This is a genomic window from Acetobacterium wieringae, from assembly GCF_001766835.1.
In the GTDB taxonomy this organism is placed as follows: domain Bacteria; phylum Bacillota; class Clostridia; order Eubacteriales; family Eubacteriaceae; genus Acetobacterium; species Acetobacterium wieringae.
Genome location: NZ_LKEU01000031.1, coordinates 158,398 through 180,404 on the forward strand (window position 1 = coordinate 158,398; position 22,007 = coordinate 180,404).

At 50.6% G+C, this 22,007-nt stretch carries 21 protein-coding genes; 4 read left to right on the forward strand and 17 right to left on the reverse strand.

Translation table 11 applies throughout. The annotated features are described in order from the left end of the window. Positions 1-39: 39 nt before the first annotated feature. Positions 40-837 carry a TspO/MBR family protein gene (locus tag ACWI_RS11050; protein ID WP_070371493.1) on the reverse strand — a complete coding sequence of 266 codons (798 nt, stop codon included), beginning with the start codon at positions 835-837 and terminating at the stop codon, positions 40-42. Between the two features lie 220 nt (positions 838-1,057). On the opposite strand from ACWI_RS11050, the gene ACWI_RS11055 reads away from it, so the two are divergent. Both ACWI_RS11055 and ACWI_RS11060 read left to right on the forward strand, forming a co-directional pair. Further along, positions 1,058-2,188: a PucR family transcriptional regulator gene (locus ACWI_RS11055; protein ID WP_070371494.1), complete on the forward strand. Its 1,131-nt coding sequence runs from the start codon at positions 1,058-1,060 to the stop codon at positions 2,186-2,188. A 131-nt stretch (positions 2,189-2,319) separates the two neighbouring features. Next, a complete protein-coding gene (locus ACWI_RS11060) occupies positions 2,320-2,649 on the forward strand; it encodes a hypothetical protein (protein ID WP_070371495.1) in 330 nt (109 codons plus the stop codon). A gap of 199 nt (positions 2,650-2,848) precedes the next feature. Here ACWI_RS11060 and rffA read toward each other — a convergent pair whose 3' ends face one another. The 7 genes from rffA to ACWI_RS11095 form a co-directional block, all read right to left on the reverse strand. Further along, on the reverse strand, positions 2,849-3,982 hold the full coding sequence (gene rffA, locus ACWI_RS11065; RefSeq protein WP_070371496.1) for a dTDP-4-amino-4,6-dideoxygalactose transaminase: 1,134 nt from the start codon (positions 3,980-3,982) through the stop codon (positions 2,849-2,851). A 52-nt stretch (positions 3,983-4,034) separates the two neighbouring features. Then, on the reverse strand, positions 4,035-4,805 hold the full coding sequence (locus tag ACWI_RS11070; protein WP_070371497.1) for an ABC transporter ATP-binding protein: 771 nt from the start codon (positions 4,803-4,805) through the stop codon (positions 4,035-4,037). A gap of 218 nt (positions 4,806-5,023) precedes the next feature. Further along, positions 5,024-6,067, reverse strand: a complete 1,044-nt coding sequence (locus ACWI_RS11075) for a taurine ABC transporter substrate-binding protein (protein WP_070371498.1) — start codon at positions 6,065-6,067, stop codon at positions 5,024-5,026. Between the two features lie 220 nt (positions 6,068-6,287). Next, on the reverse strand, positions 6,288-7,073 hold the full coding sequence (locus tag ACWI_RS11080) for an ABC transporter permease (RefSeq protein ID WP_070371499.1): 786 nt from the start codon (positions 7,071-7,073) through the stop codon (positions 6,288-6,290). A gap of 82 nt (positions 7,074-7,155) precedes the next feature. Then, positions 7,156-8,853, reverse strand: a complete 1,698-nt coding sequence (locus ACWI_RS11085) for an FAD-dependent oxidoreductase (protein WP_070371500.1) — start codon at positions 8,851-8,853, stop codon at positions 7,156-7,158. A gap of 79 nt (positions 8,854-8,932) precedes the next feature. Further along, positions 8,933-10,222 (reverse strand): YeeE/YedE family protein, encoded by a 1,290-nt coding sequence (locus tag ACWI_RS11090; protein ID WP_084633641.1) that lies wholly within the window; start codon positions 10,220-10,222, stop codon positions 8,933-8,935. A 205-nt stretch (positions 10,223-10,427) separates the two neighbouring features. After that, positions 10,428-11,357, reverse strand: a complete 930-nt coding sequence (locus ACWI_RS11095; protein WP_070371501.1) for a rhodanese-like domain-containing protein — start codon at positions 11,355-11,357, stop codon at positions 10,428-10,430. Between the two features lie 218 nt (positions 11,358-11,575). Between ACWI_RS11095 and ACWI_RS11100 the strand changes: the two genes are divergently transcribed. Then, positions 11,576-13,228 (forward strand): ArnT family glycosyltransferase, encoded by a 1,653-nt coding sequence (locus ACWI_RS11100; protein WP_070371502.1) that lies wholly within the window; start codon positions 11,576-11,578, stop codon positions 13,226-13,228. Here the strand turns inward: ACWI_RS11100 and ACWI_RS11105 are convergent. The 5 genes from ACWI_RS11105 to ACWI_RS11125 all read right to left on the reverse strand — a co-directional run bounded on the left by ACWI_RS11105 (position 13,206) and on the right by ACWI_RS11125 (position 17,731). Continuing rightward, positions 13,206-13,922 carry an ABC transporter ATP-binding protein gene (locus ACWI_RS11105; protein ID WP_139142357.1) on the reverse strand — a complete coding sequence of 239 codons (717 nt, stop codon included), beginning with the start codon at positions 13,920-13,922 and terminating at the stop codon, positions 13,206-13,208. The two genes, ACWI_RS11100 and ACWI_RS11105, sit on opposite strands and share 23 nt — an antisense overlap. Further along, positions 13,919-14,701, reverse strand: a complete 783-nt coding sequence (locus ACWI_RS11110; RefSeq protein ID WP_070371504.1) for an ABC transporter permease — start codon at positions 14,699-14,701, stop codon at positions 13,919-13,921. Before ACWI_RS11110 ends, ACWI_RS11105 begins: the two co-directional genes overlap by 4 nt. Further along, positions 14,691-15,653, reverse strand: a complete 963-nt coding sequence (locus ACWI_RS11115; protein WP_084633642.1) for an ABC transporter substrate-binding protein — start codon at positions 15,651-15,653, stop codon at positions 14,691-14,693. Before ACWI_RS11115 ends, ACWI_RS11110 begins: the two co-directional genes overlap by 11 nt. Positions 15,654-15,725: 72 nt before the next feature. Continuing rightward, positions 15,726-16,958, reverse strand: a complete 1,233-nt coding sequence (locus ACWI_RS11120) for an ATP-grasp domain-containing protein (protein WP_070371505.1) — start codon at positions 16,956-16,958, stop codon at positions 15,726-15,728. Between the two features lie 2 nt (positions 16,959-16,960). Continuing rightward, entirely contained in the window at positions 16,961-17,731 is a 771-nt protein-coding gene (locus tag ACWI_RS11125; protein ID WP_070371506.1) for a glycosyltransferase family 2 protein, read from the reverse strand. Positions 17,732-17,821: 90 nt separating this feature from the next. On the opposite strand from ACWI_RS11125, the gene ACWI_RS11130 reads away from it, so the two are divergent. Continuing rightward, positions 17,822-18,034: a sulfurtransferase TusA family protein gene (locus tag ACWI_RS11130; protein WP_070371507.1), complete on the forward strand. Its 213-nt coding sequence runs from the start codon at positions 17,822-17,824 to the stop codon at positions 18,032-18,034. A 46-nt stretch (positions 18,035-18,080) separates the two neighbouring features. Here the strand turns inward: ACWI_RS11130 and ACWI_RS11135 are convergent, their stop codons facing one another. From ACWI_RS11135 to ACWI_RS11150, 4 genes are all read right to left on the reverse strand, one after another. After that, complete coding sequence (locus tag ACWI_RS11135) at positions 18,081-18,974, reverse strand: LysR family transcriptional regulator (protein ID WP_070371508.1); 894 nt, start codon at positions 18,972-18,974, stop codon at positions 18,081-18,083. A gap of 110 nt (positions 18,975-19,084) precedes the next feature. Further along, a complete protein-coding gene (locus ACWI_RS19470; protein ID WP_070371509.1) occupies positions 19,085-19,618 on the reverse strand; it encodes a YeeE/YedE thiosulfate transporter family protein in 534 nt (177 codons plus the stop codon). Positions 19,619-19,703: 85 nt separating this feature from the next. Beyond that, positions 19,704-20,354 (reverse strand): YeeE/YedE thiosulfate transporter family protein, encoded by a 651-nt coding sequence (locus tag ACWI_RS19475; protein ID WP_070371510.1) that lies wholly within the window; start codon positions 20,352-20,354, stop codon positions 19,704-19,706. Positions 20,355-20,576: 222 nt separating this feature from the next. Then, positions 20,577-21,566, reverse strand: coding sequence for a nucleotidyltransferase family protein (locus tag ACWI_RS11150; RefSeq protein WP_070371511.1), 990 nt, complete (start codon positions 21,564-21,566; stop codon positions 20,577-20,579). Between the last annotated feature and the right edge of the window lie 441 nt (positions 21,567-22,007).

Genomic DNA, 22,007 nt, shown 5'->3' on the forward strand with positions numbered 1-22,007 from the left:
GGCCAGTCAGCCTAAATTATCGGCTGTTCTTTGTGCTGGTTAAACAACGTCGGCCTTCACCACCGGCAGCAGCTGCCAGCGATTTAAATAAAGCTGGACGCCGGTCATCACCAGCAGCAGTCCAATCCCCACCAGGGCGGTCATCGCCAGGGCTGGATAGGCGCCGCCAAAACCATCGGCGGCGTTTAGCGACTGGTAAATCCCAAAATAGCCCCAGGCTACCGGCACCGGCAAGATGGCGTTCCTTGTGATCAGGGTGACCGCCACCGTCACCACCACAGCGACAATCAGAATGATGATGCCCCAGACATCAGCGGCTATCCCCAGGCCCTGCCAGTCGATACTGATCAGCCAGGAGGCAATATTAACCACTGTGGCAATCAACAGCCAGCCACTGTACATCCCAAAGGCCGCCGGCAGCAGCCACTGTTTGTCGCTCTGGATTTTTGCCAGCTGCAACACCAGCAAGCTCAGGGTGATCGCAAAAGCCAGGATCACCAGCGCCGAGACGCCAATCCAGGTATAGGAAAAACAGACAATCCAGAGCATATTCAGGCCGCTGGACAGCCAGAACAGATAACTGATCCGGTCAATCGCCTGGCCATAGTAGTCATCCTTGTTTTTAACCATCATCATCACCGCGGCACTGATTAACAGCAGGTAGATGACACTCCAGATACTGAAGGTCGAAGCCGCCGGGGTAATCAGGGTGCCGTTCATGTCCGAAATATCCTTCTGCGACATGCCATTGAAAAATCCGAAAGCCCCCAAACCGTTAATCACCAGGGTGCCGATTAACAGGATCAGACTGATCCCGGCTTTGGTTAGTCGATTCATAAAAATCACCTCTTCTATATAATTTCGCTATGATAGTTTTTTTATACCCTCTTTGCGGCCAATTATCGAAACAAACCGATTAATTGTTTAGGCTTATCTTCATTTCTTTTGCTAAGACCGCTGACTGACTACCTTGTGCTGGACAGACAAAGGCCCTTTTAGTATACTGAAGAAAAGGCCGTGCTTAAAAGAGCGTCCCGAATTTCAAGTGAGGTAACTGATGTCGATTATTTTAGCCGATTTATTCCACGCCACTAAAAAAACCTACCAGCTCCAGCTGCTGGCCGGAGCCACCGGCCTGAACAACCCGATCGATTGGGTCCAGTTTACCGAAGACAGCGCCACTACCGATTTCTTAAAGGGCGGCGAACTGATCATCACCACCGGCATGAGTCGTGATTCCGAGGCCTGGCTTTATGATTTTATCACCCGGCTGATCGCCCGGAAAAGCGTCGGGCTGATTCTCAATACCGGCCGCTATCTGTTTGCCGAGGCGATATCCGCTGAAGTTATCGCATTGTGCAACGCGCACCACTTCCCGCTGTTGACGATGCCCTGGAAAATCCCGCTGGCAACGATCATGCAGGATTACGGCAACCGCCTCTTTACCCAGTCCTATCAGGAAGATCGGACCACAATGGCCTTTTCGCGGCTGCTGCAACACCCCGACGAGCCCGAAGGCGCCATCGACACCCTCAACAGCCTCGGCTATGAAAGTGCGGCTCCCTACCTGGTGCTGGTCACGCCGGCCCCGGCGATCCCGGCCCAGCTGAGCGCGCAGCTGCGTCAGGTCGCCCGCCGCTGCTACCTGTTCCGGCTCCACGAGGCCGTTGTCATTATTTTGCAGCATCCCGATTGTGCGGCCCTGAGTCAGACGCTTTGCGGCGCTGCTGATCCGGCGACCAGCCCGGCGGCGGCACCCGGTTTTGGCAGCGGCGCGCTGAGCGACTCGCTGGCAACCCTCCAGCGCAGCTATGAACAGGCCCTTTTTGCCCTGAAAATGGCCCAAAAGCAAGAGTTGCAGCTGTGCCAATTTAATGATCTGGGGCTCTTCAAGGTCTTTTTTGCGGTGCCCGACGCGGCGATCCTGGCCGCCCTAGCCGACGACAGCCTGAGTCAACTGGAAGCCCATGATGCCCGCAACCAGTCCAACCTGACTGATACCCTGCGGCTTTACCTTGAGCATGATGGCAGCATTCAGGCCGTCGCCGCGGCCAGCTTCAGCCACCGCAACACAATCAACTACCGGATCAAAAAAATTCGTCAGCTGTTAAACAGCGACCTGATCACGATGGAAGAAAAGTTCAAGCTGACCCTGGCCTTTAAAATCAGAGACTATCTGGCGCAGTGATCCGCGTGGCTGCCAGCAACTATTTATTCAAACATCTACCGTCAGCTTCGTTACCGGTTAGTGGCCAACCCCGGCCGTTCGGATATTTGTCCCCCGCAAAATTAAATTTACAAAACTAAAGGAGATACTCGATGAAATCACCTATCACCATGATCCCTGGCCAATCTCAGGGTCAACCCATCACCCCGCTGCTGGCCCCGACCGCCGTCGCCGCAGTCCGCCGTTTCCATCAATCCCTGCCCGATTATCAGCCAACGCCGCTGGTGTCGCTGCCCGGACTGGGTCACCGCGCTGGGGATGCAGACCCTGGCCCACCCCGTAGTGCCGGACCCGGCTGTCGTCTCCGGCGAATCCGGGGCGGTCAGCCTGGGTCTGTTGCTGTCCCTGTGCTGCGACCCAAACCTGGCCGCCCTGAAACGCCAGCTTCAGCTCGACCGCGATTCAACGATCCTGCTTTTTAGCACCGAGGGCAATACCGATCCGGTCGGCTATGAGGCGATTGTCAATCGCCCCGGGTCGCTGCAACTCATATAATAAGCCGCTCAAAAAATAAAACCGCGGCCCCAGCTTATCGATCCGCGATCGGATCGGTGCTGGGGCCGCGGTTTTTTATCGTCATTGGAAAAGATTTCTTGGCTTCTTTTGGTAAGCGCTTATTTTTTAGCGCTGGTAAAACGCTGTGATCCGTTCCACCACCGTCGCCAGCTGGGCTTCGGTCAGGCTGTAAAATAAGGGCAGCCGCAGCAGCCGCAGGCTTTCGCTGGTGGTAAAGCGGTCGGCGCCATGAAAGCGCCCGAATTTCTGGCCGCCGGGAGTCTCGTGGAGCGGGGTATAGTGAAAAACGGTACTGATCTGATCCTGCTTAAGCCAGGCGATCAGCTCATCCCGCTCCAACTGACTGGCGGTTTTGAGATAAAACAGATGGCCGTTATGCTGGCAGTGCTCCGGTACCACCGGCAGCTCAATCCGGCCGGCGGCAGCCAGCGGGGTTAATTGCGCAAAATAATGTTGCCATAAGCTCAGCCGCCGGGCATTGACCATTGCGGCGGCTTCCAGCTGGGCATAAAGATGGGCGGCATTCAGTTCACTGGGTAAATAGGAGGAACCCAGATCAACCCAGGAATACTTGTCCACCCGGCCGGCCAGAAAATCATGGCGGTTGGTGCCCTTGTCGCGAATAATCGTGGCCCGCTCCATCAGGCTTTCCCGATTAATCAGCAGCGCGCCGCCTTCACCCATGGTGTAGTTTTTGGTTTCATGGAAACTGTAACAGCCCAGATCCCCGATGCTGCCGAGGGCCTTGTTTTTGTAGCTGGCCATCAGCCCCTGGGCGGCATCCTCCACTACCAGCAGCTGATACCGTCTGGCCAGGTCCATAATCGCGTCCATCTCACAGCCGATCCCGCCGTAATGAACCGGCACAATCACCTTGGTGCGGGGGGTGATGGCCGCTTCAATCAGGGTTTCGTCGATGTTCAGGGTATCCGGGCGGATATCGACAAAAACGATGGTGGCGCCGCGCAGGGCAAAGGCATTGGCGGTGGTCACAAAGGTAAAGGCCGGCATGATGACCTCATCCCCGGGTTTGATGTCGGCCAGCAGGGCGGTCATTTCCAGGGCCGCGGTGCCGGAGCTGGTTAAAAAAGCACCGGGCACCTGGGCGTTTTGACACAACCAGTCCGAGCAGGCTTTGGTAAAGGGGCCATCCCCTCCAATCTGATGATTCTCGGTGATCGCTTCCTGGATGTATTTGATTTCGGTGCCCAAACACAGGGGCAGATTAAATGGTATCATCGTCATTTCCTCGTTTATCTTAAAGCTGGTGCATCAACGCCTGTTGCGATTCTTAAACATCAATCAGATCGAGAATTTCTTCGCGCCGGGCCAGATAGTCGGCATCGACGTGAACCCGGCCGGTGCGTTGATCAACCCGGTCACAAAAAGCGACGCTGAATTCCCGGATAATGGTGCCGGGACTTTTGGACATCACCAGCAGCCGGGTCCCCAGGGACAGGGCCTCGTCAACATCGTGGGTGATCATAAAAATAGTGTTCTGGTCTTCTTGCCAGATTTTACGGACCAGCTGCCGCATGTGAATCCGGGTCAGCGCATCGAGGGCGCCGAAGGGTTCATCCAGCAGCAGGATCGCCGGCTCATTGGCCAGCGCCCGGGCCAGGGCAACCCGCTGTTTCATTCCCCCGGATAACTGAAAAGGCGGCTGATCGGCTACCTCCAGCAAATGTACCTGGTCCAGATAATGACTGGCAATCCGGTTGATCTCAACGGCGGGCAGACCTTTTATTTTCGGGCCAAACTCGACATTTTTGCGGACGCTCATCCAGGGATACAGGGACGCCGACTGAAACACTACCCCCCGTTGACTGTCCGGTCCGGCAACCGGCTGGCCCTGCATTAAAAAGCTCCCGTCACTGGGCAGGGTAAACCCGGCAATGACGTTAAGCAACGTACTTTTGCCACAGCCCGAGGGCCCCAGCACGCAGATGAAATCGTGCTGATAGATCTTCAGATCAACCCCATCCAGGGCCCGGACCGATTCATTTTCGGTGGGATAATCCACGGTTAAATTGTCAATTTCGATGATCAGCTCGTTGTTCATCTGCTTCCTTCCTTATTTTTAACATTATTCTAATGTCATCAGACTGTTAAAAAGACAACTCAGTACCGACAATTGTTACATCATGTTGTGTGCCTCAAGGCGAACAGTTGCAGCAAAAGGCTTAGTTATTCGAATTGTTTATTGCAACTGTACGAATTGCGCGCATACAACAGATTAACAATTGGTCGGTACGGTAGTTTGTCGACAACCTCGTGTCATTATTCTAGTGACATTTCGATATAGCTTGAATTGATAAAGGCGTCAAATTCTTCCTGACTGGGCGCATGATCAATGGATTTCTGACTTTGCAGAAAATCGGCGGTATCCTTCATGATTTTGGCAAAATTCCCGGGCTGCCCGGCCGTCCCCATATAATCGGTGCTGAGCTGTTCTTCCGGCGTCAGCCAGATTGATCCGGTCATCTGCATCAGGGCGTTTTCGGTGCTGATCCCCAGTTCCGCGGCCACTGCCGCTGCGGCTTCCTGCGGATTGCTGCGATAGAGATCGCCGCCGTCACTGAGGCATTTCACAAAGCCAGCCACCAGCTCTGGGTACTGGGCCGAAAACTCTTTGCGGACCAGACAGACATTGGCGGTGACATAGCCTTTGGCGGCCATATCTGCACTGCTGACCAGAATCGTCCCATTTTGGGTCAGATCACCCAGGGTCGGCTGCCAGCTATAGGCGGCATTGATATCGCCCCGCTCCCAGGCGGCCACGATTTCGGCGGTCTGCATATCCAATAGCTGGACCTGATTTTCAATCCCCGCTTCTTTGAGATAATTCAGCAAGCTGTAATGAGCGGTACTGGCAAACGGCGTGGCAATCTTCTGACCCACCAGATCTTCCGGTTTGGTGATATTGCTGCCGTTCTTCACCGCCAGCCCCTCAATTTCGCCCAGCACCTCATGGATCCAGATCAGTTCCACATCGATCCCCCGGGACAAGGCAATAATGCCATTGGTATTACCCATGGTGGCAAAGTCGATGCTGCCCGAAGCCAGCGCCTTGTTGGCATCCACCCCGGAATCAAAGACGATAAATTCATAGGGTACCCCCAGTTCATTGAAATAGGCCTCATAGACCGCCTTGGTCTTACTGACCATCTCATCATTGGGCACCCGCAGATAACCAATATTCACCTTCTTCGGCAAACTGCCCTGATCGCTCTGATTTTGACAGCCGCTAAACAGCGCCACCACCGCAACCACAGCCACCAGCACCGCCAGCACCCAGACCTTTTTCTTTATTACTCTTTTCATTTCCTAACCTCCTATTGGTAGCCCTTTTACTTCAGATCAAATAGCAAGTGTATTCTTTAACAGATAACCCAGTACCGACAATTGTTACATCATGTTGTGTGCCTCAAGGCGAACAGTTGCAAACTGAAACATCTTATTTTGACAACCCTTGATGCAACTGTACGAATTGTGCGCATACAACAGATTAACAATTGGTCGGTACGGTAGTCTGAAGCCACCCCTATTGGTAGCCTTTCCAGAAAACAATTTTCTTTTCCAGGGCTTTCAGTCCCTGATCAATCAGCACCCCCGAGATCCCCATGATGATGATCCCGACAAAGATGACACTGCTTTTTAAGTACCGGGACGCATCAATGACCATCCAGCCCAGACCCGAGGTGGCGGCAATCATTTCCGCCGATACCAGGGTCGTATAAGCCACCCCCACCGCCGTCCGGATGCTGGTAAAAATATCCGGCAGACAGGCCGGAAAAACAATCTGAAAAAATAAGTCCTTGCCGCTGGCCCCCAGGGACTTGGCACTGAGCAGATACTCCACCCGGATATTGGCCACCGCCGCAACACAGGCAATGTAAATCGGCGCAAAGGCCGCCAGATACAGCAGCGTGATCTTGGACGATTCATCAATCCCCAGCCACAGAATCAATGCCACGTAATAAGCCAGTGGCGGCAGCGGCCGGTAAAACTGAACGATCGAATCCACCACCGCCCCGACCTTGCTGAAATAACCGCTGAACAGCCCCAGCGGCACCGCCGTGACAATGGCCAGCACCGAGGCGATCAACAGCCGCAGCATACTGATGCCCAGATGTTCCCAGAGACTGATGCCATTATAACCATCTGTGACAATCGCAATAAAGGTCTGGATCACTTCCCCCGGGGATGGCACAATCAGGTGGGAAACCAGATTGAAGCGGGTAATGATAAACCAGACCAGAAAAATAAAGGCCCAGGTCAAGAGCGTCAGCATCCGATGGTTTTTGTTAAAATCCTTCTTGTTCTGCATGTTTCCTCCTGATTCCGGGCCTTTAGCCTGTTGTTTTCTGATAATTCACATACCGTTTTTCAATCGTTTAGTTGTTTCTATCTTAACAAAAATTATAGTCCGTTACAATAGGTCTGCGGTTCTTTGTCTGGTCGTTGAAATATTCGTAGGTACAGATCCCCAGGAAGGAACCGGATACGTTGAAGATATTGTCGTAGCCCAGCTGTCCCAGGGCCCGGGTCATATTATAGCTGCGCTGAGCGCTGCGGCAATGGATGTAAACCGGCTGGTCTTTGGGAATCTCGGTCAATCGTTGACGGAATTCACTCAGTGGAATGTTCACCGCATTGATCAGGTGGCTTTGGGCAAACTCATCGGGCTCTCGGGCATCAATGATAAAGGCATTGCTTTCCACCAAACCGCGCACGGCGGTCACCGGTACCTGCTTGAATTCGCCATTCAGAATATTCAGGGCGACCATGGCAGCGAAATTGACCGGATCCTTGGCGGTACTGAAAGCGGGAGCATAGCAGAGCTCCAGTTCTTTGAGGTCTTCCAGGGTGGCGCCCATGGAAATCATCGCGGCAACCACATCGATCCGCTTGGTGGCATTACCCTTACTGACTGCCTGGGCCCCAATGATCTTTCCAGTGGGTACTTCAAAAACCAACTTTAAAAAGAAGGGCGTGGCGTCCGGCATGATGCCGACAATATCGCCGGGAATCAGGTACACCATGTCATGGGGAATCCCGCAGCGGGTGGCGTTAGCTTCGGTTAACCCGGTGGAGGCCACGTTCATTTCAAAGATCTTGATACAGGAAGAACCAATCACCCCATTGTTCCGGGTGGGAATGCCGTAAAGGTGATCAGCGGCGGCACGAGCCTGTTTCTGGGCCGGTCCGGCCAGCGCCAGTTTGGTTTTCTTGTGGGTCAGCTGATGATAGACTTCCACGGCATCGCCGACCGCATAGATGTTTGGCACGCTGGTCTGATAATGATGGTTAACCAGAATTGCCCCGGTTTCGCCAATTTCCAGTCCGGCTTGCTGAGCCAGGCGGGTATCCGGGGTAACTCCGATGGCCATGACGACGGCCTGGGCGGGCAGGGTTTGGCCCGATTCCAGGACCACTGAATCATCATTGATGGTGGCGATGGCATCTTCGAGAATCAACTGAACGCCATTGTCGAGCAGCTCTTTGTGGAGAATCTGAACCATGTCATAGTCCAGGGTGCACATGATCTGATCGGCTTTTTCAACCAGGGTGACGTTAAAGCCGGCCGCTGACAATTTCAGATTTTCGGCCACTTCGACACCGATAAAACCGCCGCCAACGACGACCACGTCTTTGACGCCATTTTGCATAAACTTATTGATCTTATCAATATCTACCACATTTTTGACCGAAAAAACATGGGCTTTGTCATAACCAGAAATTTTAGGGACGATGGGATTGGCCCCCGGCGCCATAAACAGGGCATCATAGCTTTCTTCATATTCTTTCCCGGCCAGCAGGTCTTTAACCCGGACGGTTTTTTGCTCGGGATTGATCCCCACCACTTCCTGGTTGACCCGGGCGGTAATGTTATATTGTTTTTTAAAGACATCCGGTGTCATCAACACCAGATCTTCACTATTTTCAATCATGCCACTGAGGTGATTGGGCAGACAGCAATTTGAAAAGGATACGTTTGGCCCTTTTTCAAACATGATAATTTCAGCCGCTTCATCCAGTCTTCTTGTTCGCGCCGCCACTGAAGCGCCTCCAGCAACGCCGCCGATAATGACTACTTTTTTTCCCATTTGTCTTCTCCTTCTGATTAAAATTTTTGAATTTGTCATGATGTCGTGATTGTTGTGCTCAGTTGCTCACGCAAAATTGTTATTTCTGATATCGGTCTGGGGGAATAATGTTGACCTTTCCGGCAAAAACTTTCAGCGCTAATATTCCGCCCAGCCACAGAGTCAGGAAGAATCCCCACCCGGACAGTGAAAAATTGGCAATCCCCGAGAACAACGCCCCGATGTTACAGCCGCCGGCCAGTCTGGCTCCAAAGCCCATTAAAAATCCGCCGATCAGATAGTAAATAACGTCTTTAACTTTAAATTTCCCGTCAAAGGCAAACCGGCCAGCCAATAAAAAGGCGATCGCGGCACCGAGAATAATACCGATGTTGCGCAGCGAGCCGGGATCATTTAAAATGCCCCCATTGGCGGTTGCCACCGCATCAGCAAAAACCGGCGCGGTAAATTGCACCCCAAACAGCTGCAGGAAGGCGACGCCCCAGGATACAAATGGGCCGGTTACGCCCCAGCTGTGGCCGGTGGAGATCAGAATAAAAGCAAACATCAGCGCCAGCAGAATCCCGCCGATCATAAAACTCCAGCGTTGGACAAAAAGCTTATGGAAGGTCGCATAGCTGAACAGTTTAAACGGCTCTTGATTGGGGATCGGCAATTCCTGGTCTTCGTAGACGGTGGCTTCATAGTAGCCTTCTTTTTTACGGAAGTTTTCATATTTGCGCACCACCAGATAAAGACCGGCCAGCATCAGTAGCGAGACCACCACGGCGCCCACATAACCGAGGACATCCGGCAGATAAAGCTTGATCCCGATCTGGCCGATGGCTGAATTGTTCAGCGCATCCTGAGCCATCAAGCCCGGCAGTGAGCCCAGTACAAAGGTGGTCATCGCAATCATCGCTCGTCCGGCGCCTTCACCTAAATCACTGAGGGTTCCGGAAGCACAGCCCCCGGCCAGCATCATCCCGATGCCAAAGATAAACCCGCCCAGTAAAATAGAGATGTTTAAAAATTTAACTGAACTTAACCCCGGCACATCAGCCCCGGACATCGTGGCGGACCACTGAATCCCGGCGGCCAGAACCATGGCAAGCGCAAACATCACCAGCAGCGCCGTGCTGAGGCTGCCTTCGCCGGTGACATAGATCCGTTTGAACCCGCCGGCAAAGCCATAGCGGGAGCGGGTTAAAATATAACCCAGGGCTAAACCGGTCATCAGAAACAGGGTCAGTTTCTGATCCACATTTCCTTTGACGACCCCAAAAACGACAACTGCAATAAATAAGGCCAGGCCGATAACCGGCTGTATTTTTTTCTTTTTAGTTATTTCATTTGTTTTTGGTAGATCGATTCGATTAGAAATATCCATTATTTTACCCTCCTATCAGGTCTAAATAAACATGAAGTGGCAAAATGCCACTTCATGTGAGGTTGTCAAAAACCACCGTACCGACCAATTGTTAATCTGTTGTTCGCTGCGGAATCGGACAGGCGTTGCCATGTCCGCTCCGATGCGTACAACATGATGTAACAATTGTCGGTACTAGGTTATCTTTTTGAAAGTCTACCGTTAATTAATTGGTTACCAGTGGGTAGCCTTTGTTTGTCCAGCCAGCGGTACCAGTGGCGGCAGTTCCGGCTCCGGAGTTAAGCGATACCGCATCATAACCCAGTAACCGTAAGCCGGCTACTGTCTGTCCAGCGGTTTGTCCGGTGTAACAATAAACGATGATGGTTTTGTCGGTTGGCAGGGTGCCAAACTGTGTTTCCATGCCTTTACCAAAAGGTATGTTGACAGCGCCTTCAATATGGCCTTTGGCAAAATCTTCTGCTTTTCTGACGTCCAGGAAGGTGATGGTTGCATCTTTGGCATCCAGTGCGGCTTTAGCATCGTCTTCGGTAATTTTGTAGTTGGCAAACTTAGTATCTTTCACATCGGTCAGGCCGGCATAATAAGCAACGACGGCTTCCTGAATCGCGGGATCAATTTCTGTTTTGACGGCATCATCAAAAGCATTGGGAGTCGTTTCAATGACGGCATCCACGCCTTCTACTTTAGAAATTCCCAGGTTCCAACCCAAGTTAACTGATTTAGTGTCGAATCCGGCGATATTCAATAACGCAACTGTCTGTCCGGCGGTTTGTCCGGTGACACAATAAATCATGACCGGTTTATCGGCTGGAATTTTGGTCAGGTTTTCTGCCAGGTTAGGACCCCATGGCATACTCAGGGCGCCTTTGATATGGCCCTGGGCATAAGCATCGGCACTACGGATATCGATGATGGTCATCGCTTCGCCGGCTTTCACCTTGTCCACGAAAGCAACCTGATCAATCTTGTAGATGTCTTCCGGCATGCTGGCAAAATACTCATTGACGGCGGTAACAACCGGATCGGCCTCGGTCTTGCCACCTGTTTGTGCGGTGCCAGTGCTACAGGCACTGACAAATATCATGGTGCTGAGCAATACCAATAAAACTAAAACACGACTTCTTTTTAACATTTTCTTTTCCTCCAGTTCGTTAATTAATTATTTAACAACATTGTAACCGATCGTCAAGCGTTTGAGTCCCCAGTCTTTGTAATGCAGCATTAGTGTTATTAATGGCACTTTCCCCGATGATAATTCCGTGATCCCGGCCCGGCTTTATGTTATACTCAATAAAACGAACCCAACCGATATCCGTCACTCGGTTTGAGAATTAATTTGAGGTGGCATCGATGGATGATAACAAGACCCATTTAAAACGCAAAAAAACGGCGACCAATATGAGCAGTGCCGTTAATCAATTAACCCGCTCCGAGCAAGCCCTCTATTGGTATCTGGGTTTGTATTTTCTCGTCAATCTGCTGTTTCTGACCGCTTTTCCCTATGTTCATTCTGACGAGTCCTGGCTCAGCGGCTTGTCCCGGCATATCGCGGTCACCGGCGACATCGGTGTCACCGAGCCTTTTTTCAATATCTATCAACGCTATCCCCACGCCATCCGGCTGCTGTTTCATCTGCTTCAGGCTGGTTTTATGCAACTGTTCGGCTATCAGATTTTTACCTTCCGACTGATTTCACTGCTCTTTTCAGTGGCCACGCTGTATTTTTTTTACAAACTCGGCCGGCTTTTTTGTCGATCGGCCGGCACGGCGCTACTGGCCACGCTGCTGTTATCGCTGGATCTACAGTATCTTTACGCTTCCCATCTGGCCCGTCAGGAGATCATCATTGTTTTTATTCTGGTGCTGGCTCTTTATCTGCTGATCAGCCGGATTGATCGCCATCGCTACCGCGATGATCTGGGGCTGGGGATCATTGTCGGATTGGGAATCGGCGTTCATCCCAACATTTTAATGGTGGCCGTGACCATTGGTCTGGGCTATGCTTATTATCTCTGGCAGAAGAAAATCAGCTGGCGCAATCTGGCTCTGTTGGTGCTGGTGATCGGCCTGTTTGCCGTGCTGTTTATTGGCCTCAGTATCGCCATGGATCCCGACTATCTGACCCACTACACGCAGCAGGGCCAAAACTTCGGGGTTGGCGACGGACTGCTGGGCAAGTGGCAGGGTCTGCTGCTTTTTTACCAGCACCTGTTTAACCAATTCAGCATCGAGTATTACATGCCCAATATCCGTTTTCAGCTGCTTGTTTTTGCGGCGGTGGTGCTGCTCAGCCTGGGACTGCTGCTGAAACACCGCTCAACGCCCCGCGATCAGCCACTGCGGCTGCCGCTGCTGCTGATTTTCGGCGTTAATCTGGGGATTTTTGTGATCGGCCGCTACAATGTCACCAGTGTTGTTTTTATCTTTCCGCTGATGTACCTGCTGACCGTGCTGCTGCTGGAAAGTGTTTATCCGGACCAGATGCCCAATCAACGGCAAGCCTCTGAAAAAAAACGCAAAAAAAAATGGCTACCGGGACTGTTGGTCCTGATAACCGCGGTGCTGACGCTGACCGGGCTGCACCCTCCGGCCAATTCCTATGCTACTTATCTCTCTCAGATCCAGACCGCCATTCCCGGCAACCCCAAGATCCTCGGCAATTTAAACGCCGAATATGCCTTTGCCGATGGCCAGCTGCTTGACTACCGCAACCTGCAATACCTGGATGACCAGGGGATCACCTTTGCCGACTACGTCGCGGCCGAGCAGATTGAGGTCATCATCTATTACGACGAACTGGGCTTGATCATCGCAAACCATCCCCGCTACGAGGTGATGTATGGTGATCTCACCCCGATTGCTGCTGAGATGACCGCCTTTCTCGCCGCGCACTGCGAAGAAATCACGGTCTTTAACGACGCCAGTTACGGCACCAATCTGGCCCCCCTGATTGATGCCAGGCCCTGGTCGATCCATATTTTCAGGGTGACAACAGCGCCGTGATTTCGGCCACCCGGGTTTCATCGGTATTGCGGGTCTGGTTCTTGATCACCGCAGCCACCGCCCCGGCTTTCAGCACCACAATCCGGTCGGCCAGATAGAGGGCCTCGCGGATATCATGGGTCACAAAAACTGTGGTCGCCAGCGTTTCCTGGCGGATCTCCAGCAGGGTCTCCTGCAGCTCCCGTTTGGTTTGGGCATCAAGGCTGCCGAAGGGCTCATCCATCAGCAGTACCTGGGGCGACAGTGCCAGGGCCCGGGCCAGGGCCGTCCGCTGCTTCATCCCACCGGACAACTGGTTGGGATAATAATCACCAAAATCGCTGAGTTTGACCATCGCCAGATAATGATCGGCCCGGCTCCTGATTTCCGGATGACTCAAGCGCTCCGGGGCTTTTTTTAACGCAAATTCAATATTATGGCGGACCGTCTGCCAGGCAAACAGCTGATCAAATTCCTGAAACACCATGATGCATTGGCGACTGGGTTTTTCCACCAGCCTCCCGTTGAGCCGGATTTCGCCCTGATCCGCTTTGACAAAGCCGCCGATCAGGTTCAGCAGGGTACTTTTACCACAACCGGAGGCGCCGATGACGCAGATCAGCTCGCCGGGTCCGATTTCCAGATTAATGTCGGCCAGCACCGGCCGCCCCTCATAAGATTTGCCCAATCCGCAGATTTCAATAATCGGCTTCATGCCACACCCCACTTTTTAATGGTATTTTTCTCCAGCTGGCCAAAAACAACATCTTCGACAAAGATCCCCACCGCGATAATCATCAGAATCCCGGCATAAACCCCGGCGGTATCCATAAAGACCCGTTTATTAAAGATATACCAGCCAATCCCGCCGATTCCACCGGAGGCGCCAAAGATCATTTCCGCCGAGATGGCGGCCCGCCAGCCCCGGGCCCAGCTGATTTTTAGCCCGGCTATCAAAAAGGACAGCGAGGCCGGAACAAAGATCCGGATGATACTCTGCAAGGTATTAAATTCATAATTCTTACCGATTTTTTTATAGACTTCGGGAATGGCCTTGAAGCCGGCGGTCATATTGAGAATCATCGGCCATAAAACCGAATGGACAATGATAAACAAGATCGCCATACTACCAGTCCCAATCCAGAGAATGATCAGCGGCAACAGCGCAATCCCCGGTAAGGGATGAAAAATAGAAACGCAGGTATCGGTAAAACTGGCAAAGACCGGACTCACCACTGACAGAAATGACATCATAAAGGCCAGTGCCACGCCAATTCCCAGGCCGATTAAGATCAACCCCAGGGAAAACAGCATCTGCATCAGGATATCCCCATTGATGATCGAATCGATTAAGGCAGTCAGAATCAACTCCAGCGATGGAAACGCCAGGGGACTCACGGGTGCCAGTTTCGCTGTCAGTTCCCAGGCCACCAGCATTAACGCGATCCAGATATATTTTGAATAGGGCTTGAGAAAGAGTTCTTTAATCTTCATAATCGGTTTGCTCCCAAATGACCGCCGTAGGGTTTTCGAAACTTTTCTTCAGATACCCGGTTTTCAGCATAAAATCAGAAAAGGTCTGCAGGCCTTTGACGGTCTGGCTGTATTCGGTATCGGCGGCAGACAGATAAGCCAACACGCCCGCTTCCGGCAAATCATAGGCGTCACTGAGAATCACCGCCGCTTCCTGGGGATGGTCCTTGATAAAGGTAATCGCTTCGGCCACCGCTTGATTAAAGGCAGCATAAACTTCGGGATTTTGATCATGCAGCTTTTTAGTGGTCACCCCGACAATAAATGAGAACTCACCGCCAAAGGCTTCGTTCCCGGAGAGGATCTGATGAAATCCCGGGGTAGCCAGCTCTTTTTCCAGGTACGGAGTGGCAGTAAAGTGGGCAGTTACATCGCCGCCGGAAAGCAGGGCATTCATACCATCGGGATGGGACAGGGTCACCAGCTGGTTGTCCAGTTTCTGGGGATAGCCAAAGTCCCGGTCACAGGCCATGGCCAGCAGGATATGCTGGACTGAGCCCGGCTGCGGTACCGCAATGCGGTCTTTTTCGCTCAGTTCGGCCAGGTTGTTGATACTGGTGTTGGTGACCAGCCCGGTGGGCACCGATGAGAGTCCGGTGGCAATTTTCCAGTCCATCCCGTTATCCCAACCGATCAGAAATGGCGGAATGGCCATAAACCCGGCATCCAGTCGATCGGCCACCATGGCTTCGCGAATAGCCGCGGTATTGTTCATCTGTTCCCAGGAAATCGCGATCCCCGGGCAGTTTTTTTCGAGCAGGCCCTGGGCTTTCATGATTTGCACCGGTGCATAGGCAATCCCATATTGTTCGGCAATGCGGATGGTTTTCTGGCCACCGGCTGTTTCTGTTTTGGCACAGCCGGCTGTCAGCAACAGCACCATTATCGATAAGATGATCATAAACTTTTTCAATTGTGTCCCCCCTTTTTCTTCTGCGTATTAATTCGTCCATCCTCCCCTAACCATTTTTGCCGGTTGTGGCAATCAGTCAAGATAGGTCTTGGGCTGGATCACCAGATGCTGACCCTGTTCGTCGCTGATTTTTAAAACCTTGTAAGCCTGATTGATGACTTGATGCAAGGCGCGCGCCGAGGTTTCGGCAATCACCAGATAGCCGGCTCGGGCGGTGGCATTGGCAATGGTTTCCAGGGTCTCGCCGACGGCCACATTGTAACCGGCGGCAATCACCCCGGGCAGCTTACTGAGGCGCTCCAGACTGGTCAGGCTGGCTATTTTGCCCGGTTTGGCAAAAAACAACTGCACCGATAAGTGCTCACTAAGACGCGCTGCTCGTGGCAACGGTGGAGTAGCCTCGATCCCCAGCGAAAAATTAATGACCCGATCGAGAATATCAAAGCCGGTCAGATACGGAATAAAGATATCCTCATGGGCGCCGCCGATCCGGCCGGCCACCTCATTGACAACAATCCCCTGGTCCCCCACCAGCAGCTGAATATAGAGTGGTCCGGCCTTAATCTGAAAGGCCCGGGTGATCTTGTCAACCAGCGTTTGGATCTCCGGCGACCGGTTGTGATGGCGGCTGGGATATTCATGAGCATAACAGATGCCAATATTACGTTCAAAGGAAAAGCTCTCGCGATCAGTAATGGTCAAAATCTCCGGCACTCCCTGATCAACCCAGGCGCTGACGGTAATTTCATCACTGGGATAATAGGACTCCAGTAGCACTTTGTCGGCCCGGGAAAATGACAGGGTTTCCGGCAGGCTGTTGATCACCTCCGCCGGGCTGTTGAGTTTAAAAACGCCTCGCTGCCCCTGACTGTCCAGCGGTTTGATGACCACCGGAAAGGGGATGTTTTCAAGCTCCGCGACCCCGGCCGCGGTGGTCAGAAAACGATAGGGCACGGTGGGAATCTGGTTGTCGTTCATAATCGCTTTCATGACTTCTTTATTGGTCACGGCCCGGGCCGTTGGCACATCCAGAAAGGCCGGCAGCTGTAAGGCCTCGGCCACCCGGGCGACAGTATAAACCGGTTGGTCGGTGCCCATGGTCATGACCCCGTCAACCCGGTACTTTTTTGCGATCTCAATGTTTTTTTCAACATCAAAGGTGCTGACCACCTCATTAAAGGCCGCATATTTCCGGCCCGGCGGATTTTTATAATAATCCACCAGGACCACCTCGTGTCCCTGTTCAGCCGCCCGGCGAATGGCCCCCAGCTGATTGTTTCCGCCGCCTAAAATTTGCAGTCGCATGCTTATTTCCGTCCTTTATTTATGATTTTGTCCGTTTCTGTATTCGTGGCATGGTGTCCGCGGTTGATGCCGTAGTAATAAAACAGCCGCAAGAACAGCAGACTCAGTTTCTTAACCGTATAGTTGGATTTGCCATAGCGCCGGGGCTGATAAGCCACCTTGACATTGCCAATGTTCTTGGTAAGGCGCAGGGTGATGGCCGTGATATAAACAAAGGGGGTCTGGTCTTCAACGATCTGATCAACGATTTTTCGGTTGAGCACCCGAAAGCTGCCAACCCGGATGCTTTTCGGTTTTTTCAGAATCAGGGTAAAAAAAAGATCCACCAGTTTGGATCCCGATTGCCGGTAAAACGGATAGCCGGACCGGTCGGGAATGCCGTAAACCACGTCAAAGCCGCTTTTAATCTGATCCAGCAACAGCGGAATATCTTCCGGCTGTTGTTCCAGATCGTCGTCGATGGTCACGACCCAGCGTCCCCGGGAGCGACCCAGCCCGGTCTTAATGGCCGCCTGCTGGCCGGCATTGTGATCCCGGGCTATTAAAATAATCCGCTCATCCCGGGTTGCCAGCTCCCGGATCACAGCCCGGGAATCATCCACGGAGCAATCGTCAACCAGAATCAGCTCAAAGCTCAGCCGCTGTTCTGCCAGGGTGGCCGACAGCCGGCTGATTAATTCGCTGATCGATTGGGCACTGTTATAGACCGGGATGACAATACTGACTTCCGGTTCCCAGGCTGCTGCCTGATCCAATTTGACTTCGTTATCCATTTAAACTCCCTACCGGCCGATAAATAACCCTACCGAAAAATATTTTAATATGTTATACTAAAAACCAAAAAAAGATAAGGCGGCTGATCCATGATAACCATTGATTGTCTGGGGGATATGTGTCCCATTCCAGTCCTGAAAGCTCAAAAAGAATTTAAAAAACTGGCATCCGGCGACACCATCAAAATCATTACCGATCACAGCTGTGTTCTGGAGTCTGTATCGAGCAAGTTTAAAAAACATCAGATTAGCTCAGACGAAGTCATTGTCGGGGTCTGGGAAATCTTGATTACCAAATCCTGAGCCTGCTTTGCCATTAATCGCAGTTTGGGATGAATTTCAAGCGCTGTTAACACAAACTTTTTCGGGCAATATCCTTAAAGTATTTGATAAAATCGATGATCACATGGTTGTTTTCGGTTTCGTCATAAATCAGATACATCTCGTATTCAATGGTCAGATCAGTAATCTCGATGGCCTTGATCTGCTTGCGGTACAGCTCTTTTTTTATGGCAATATAGGGTAAAAAGCCGATCCCGAATTCGTTCATCACCGAGGCCTTGACAGATTCGATGGAATCACTTTTGTATAAAATATTCAGGGGCGTATCGCTGTTACCGGTTTGCTGCATTTTCTTTAGGATCACCCGAGTTAAATCCATGCTGTCATTGAGAATAATCAGCGGATAATCCGGCAGATCACTGAGACTGATGGTATCGGGGATGTCAAAGTCCGCCGGGGCCACCAGCACCAGCTTGTCAACCCCGATTTTAAAAGATGTCAGCCGCTCATTATGAGGTTTGCCGTAAATCACCCCGAGATCGCAGATATTGTTAATAATATTTTCTTCAATGGTCAGCGCTTTGTTGGACCGGATTTCGTAATTATTCTGGGGAAACCGTTTCTTGACCTTATACATCACACAGGGTAACGAGTAATTCGCGATGGTCCAGAAAGCTTCAATTTTGATGTCTTTTAAAACCTGATCGCTTTCTTCCAGTTTGGCCCGCATCATCTTAACGGTGCGCACGATGTTACCCGCATACTGATAAACAATTTTTCCTTTTTCGGTCAATTCTACCCCTTTATTACTGCGGATCAGCAAGGTGCTGTCAAAATCTTTTTCCAGCTTGGAAATCTGCTGACTTAACGCCGATTGGGAGAGATGGTTTTCAATGGCCACCTTTGATATGCTTTTCGCTTTTGCCACCTGATAAAAATTTTCAAGATATTCAATATGCAAGTATCATCACTTCCTCATTTTTTTAATTCTTTGTGATCATTTTATCACAGTTTATCTTTCTGATCATCAGCAATTTAATAATTACGCCGGGATGTACGACGCAAGGGCGGTTAAATCAGAAACCGGATCAGCAATTTTCCGCCGATAAACGCCCCGATAAACAAAAAAAGACCGAACACCCAGCCGGACAAGGACATCGATCCGATCCCACTGAAAAAGGCGCCGATATTGCAGCCCGCTGCGATGCTGGAACCATAGCCCATCAAGAGTCCCCCCAGCAATGCGGTCAGGGCCTGCTGCCCCGATTTGATTTTCTTAAGTCTGAACTGGGATGCCAGCAACGCTGATAATAACGCCCCCAAAATGATCCCCAGATTACGCAGGGTGACCAGATTTTCCTCAAACCATAAGGTCTCCCGGGCGCCTAACAATTGGGTAACCATTGTCAGCTGTGCGGGCGTCCCAAAACCCAGAACGTCTTGCAGACGGATAGCCCAGTAAGAAAAGGCACTGGTAATACCCAGTGGCTCCTGGGTAACAATCAGGGTAATGACCTGAAGGACCGATAATAACACCGCCCCGGTCACATAGGACCATGACGGCTTAAACCATTTTCTGAAATTTTTCTGATCTTCCCTATCCATCGCTTTTCCCCGCTTTATTTGCTCATATTTTAGAATAAATCATTGCTGCCGCATAGGCAAACCGCTTTGAATAAAAAAGTCGCCTTTACAGTTCCTGTTTTTCCTCCCATTTGATCGCCAGTCCGTACAATAGCGCGATGACCAGCAGCTGGATAATCAGGGCCCCTGCCCAACCGAACAAATCAGGCAAAAACACCCCTTCTTTGATCCACATCCAATGATTGTTCCACCACTGCAGATGATTATTGCCCAGCATGGTACCCAAAAAAAAGCCGACCAGGGTGATCAGATGCATCTCGAAACCTTCACCGATCCGCATCAGCATCCCCGAGGCACACCCCCCGGCGATCACCATCCCAATGCCAAAAATGATCCCACCAACCACGGTATTCATGCCGATGGAAGCAATATAGCTTTGTCCCGGGATGGTTTGGCTGGTGAGGTGATAAAAATATTTAACCGCCGTAAAACCGATGGTTGTCAAGGCCAGTGCCACCAGCACCCCACGGGTCACAGCGGTGCTGCCGGTCAAAGCGGGATCCCGGAACGCCGCGACAAAACAGAAGCGGGAGCGCTGTAAAATATAGCCAAAACCAAGGCCACTAAGCCAGAAAAAAGCAATAATCGGGGCGTACTGAAATAAAATAACACCAACCATCAACAGCATTACAAAAAGGACTAAACCAACTGAAAACTGTTTGGCGAAATCATCTTTTTTTTGATCGTTTAAGTTCATCACAGCACCCCCGTCATTATAATTTTTCGGCTGAAAATCTCTACGTTATTCGCTCTAATATCAAATAATACAAACGATCGGTACCGATTTTTAAACCCACTCCCGTTAAAATGTTATCATTATCTTACACTGAATCAGAAGTTTTTGCAATGTTTTACCGACACGGCTTAGCTGATACTGTTGCTATCATTACTTACTTTTGTTAAGATACTTCACAAATAACTAATCAATCAGATCATTCTGAAATCGTGACAGATGCTCATAGGGCAGAATCAGTCTGCCGCGGTAGAGCCCGCAGCCATCATTGATGAGCGAATTATCCATGGCTGAAAACATATTGACATCCAATTTTGCTAATTCCAGCTGCTGCAAGGTGATAACGCGTTCATAGGCATCATCAAAATAAATATTTTCGCCTTGGGGAATTGCCTCGCGTCGGGCGCGTTCACTTTCCTGTCGTTTTTCGTAACCGAGATGATTCGCCGGGCCAATCTCGGCAAAATCGTCCATTTCTTTGGTGCGGAGCTGTACTTCCACATAACAACGGGCAATGTTATCATAAAAGGTGATATGCAGTGACTGATAGCCCGTCGCCTCGGAATTTTCAATATAATCCCGATAGTATGGACTTGTATGCTCTTTTAACAATGGCGATTTTTGCTGACCCGTTAACGTCGACAGTTCGGCGGTAAATCCCCGTTCCTCCATGAAACCAGGTAACTGATTGGCAACGTCATAGAGATATTTTATTTCTTCATCGGCGCCGATCTCGCCCGCTTTCAGATTACATTTCGGCAGCGAAATCACGATTCGGTAGGCAATCAGATCGCGAAAACAGTTTAAGGCGTTTTTGAGTTCCGGCAGCGACGGGTAATTGCCGTGATTAATATAATAATCGTAAATATATTCGACAATGTATCCGTTAAATTTTGCTTCCGCGCGGATCAGCGATTTAATGCGTCCCTTAAACGTAAATGCCAGAAAAGGATAATCATTGGCCATCAGTTTATAAAACTCCCGAATCCGCTGGGATTGGGAAGTCAGGAAATCGTTGTGTTGCAAAAGTTCCGCAATCTGCAGCAGAAAATTACAATGCAACAGCTCAATCTGGTTATTGGTTTCTTTGGCTGACTGTTTCAAATCTTCAGAATAGCGCTGTAAAATCTTTAGAACGGTATCGCCGGAGTATAGGTAATCATTAAGTTTTTTCACAGATGGGCCTTCCTTTCCTACTTGTAAGTTTGAGCTCGTATTTCATTCTTTAAGTGCAGTGCTTATCTTATTGATTTCAGCAAATTATATATTCTATATGTTTTTTATTACTATTTTAACATATTCTTTATCTGATTTTCATCAAATAAATCGTTTTCGCTACTCAAAACCATTTCATACAAAAAATACAAAAACCACCTCATCACAAGGCGGCTTTAATTGTATCAAAATTTGAGTTCTTATTTGGTGGAGGTGATCCGTACCGGTTCGAGGTGACAATTTGCATTGAAGATTATCGTCATCATTAATATGTAACTCAAACTTCGCACATTAAAAACCCCCTAAACCATTGAAGCAAAGGGACTTTCCCTGAAAAATATACCATTCAAGCGCAGGGTTTCAGGCTATTATTTATCATAGCCGGTAAATGCTGAAGGAATT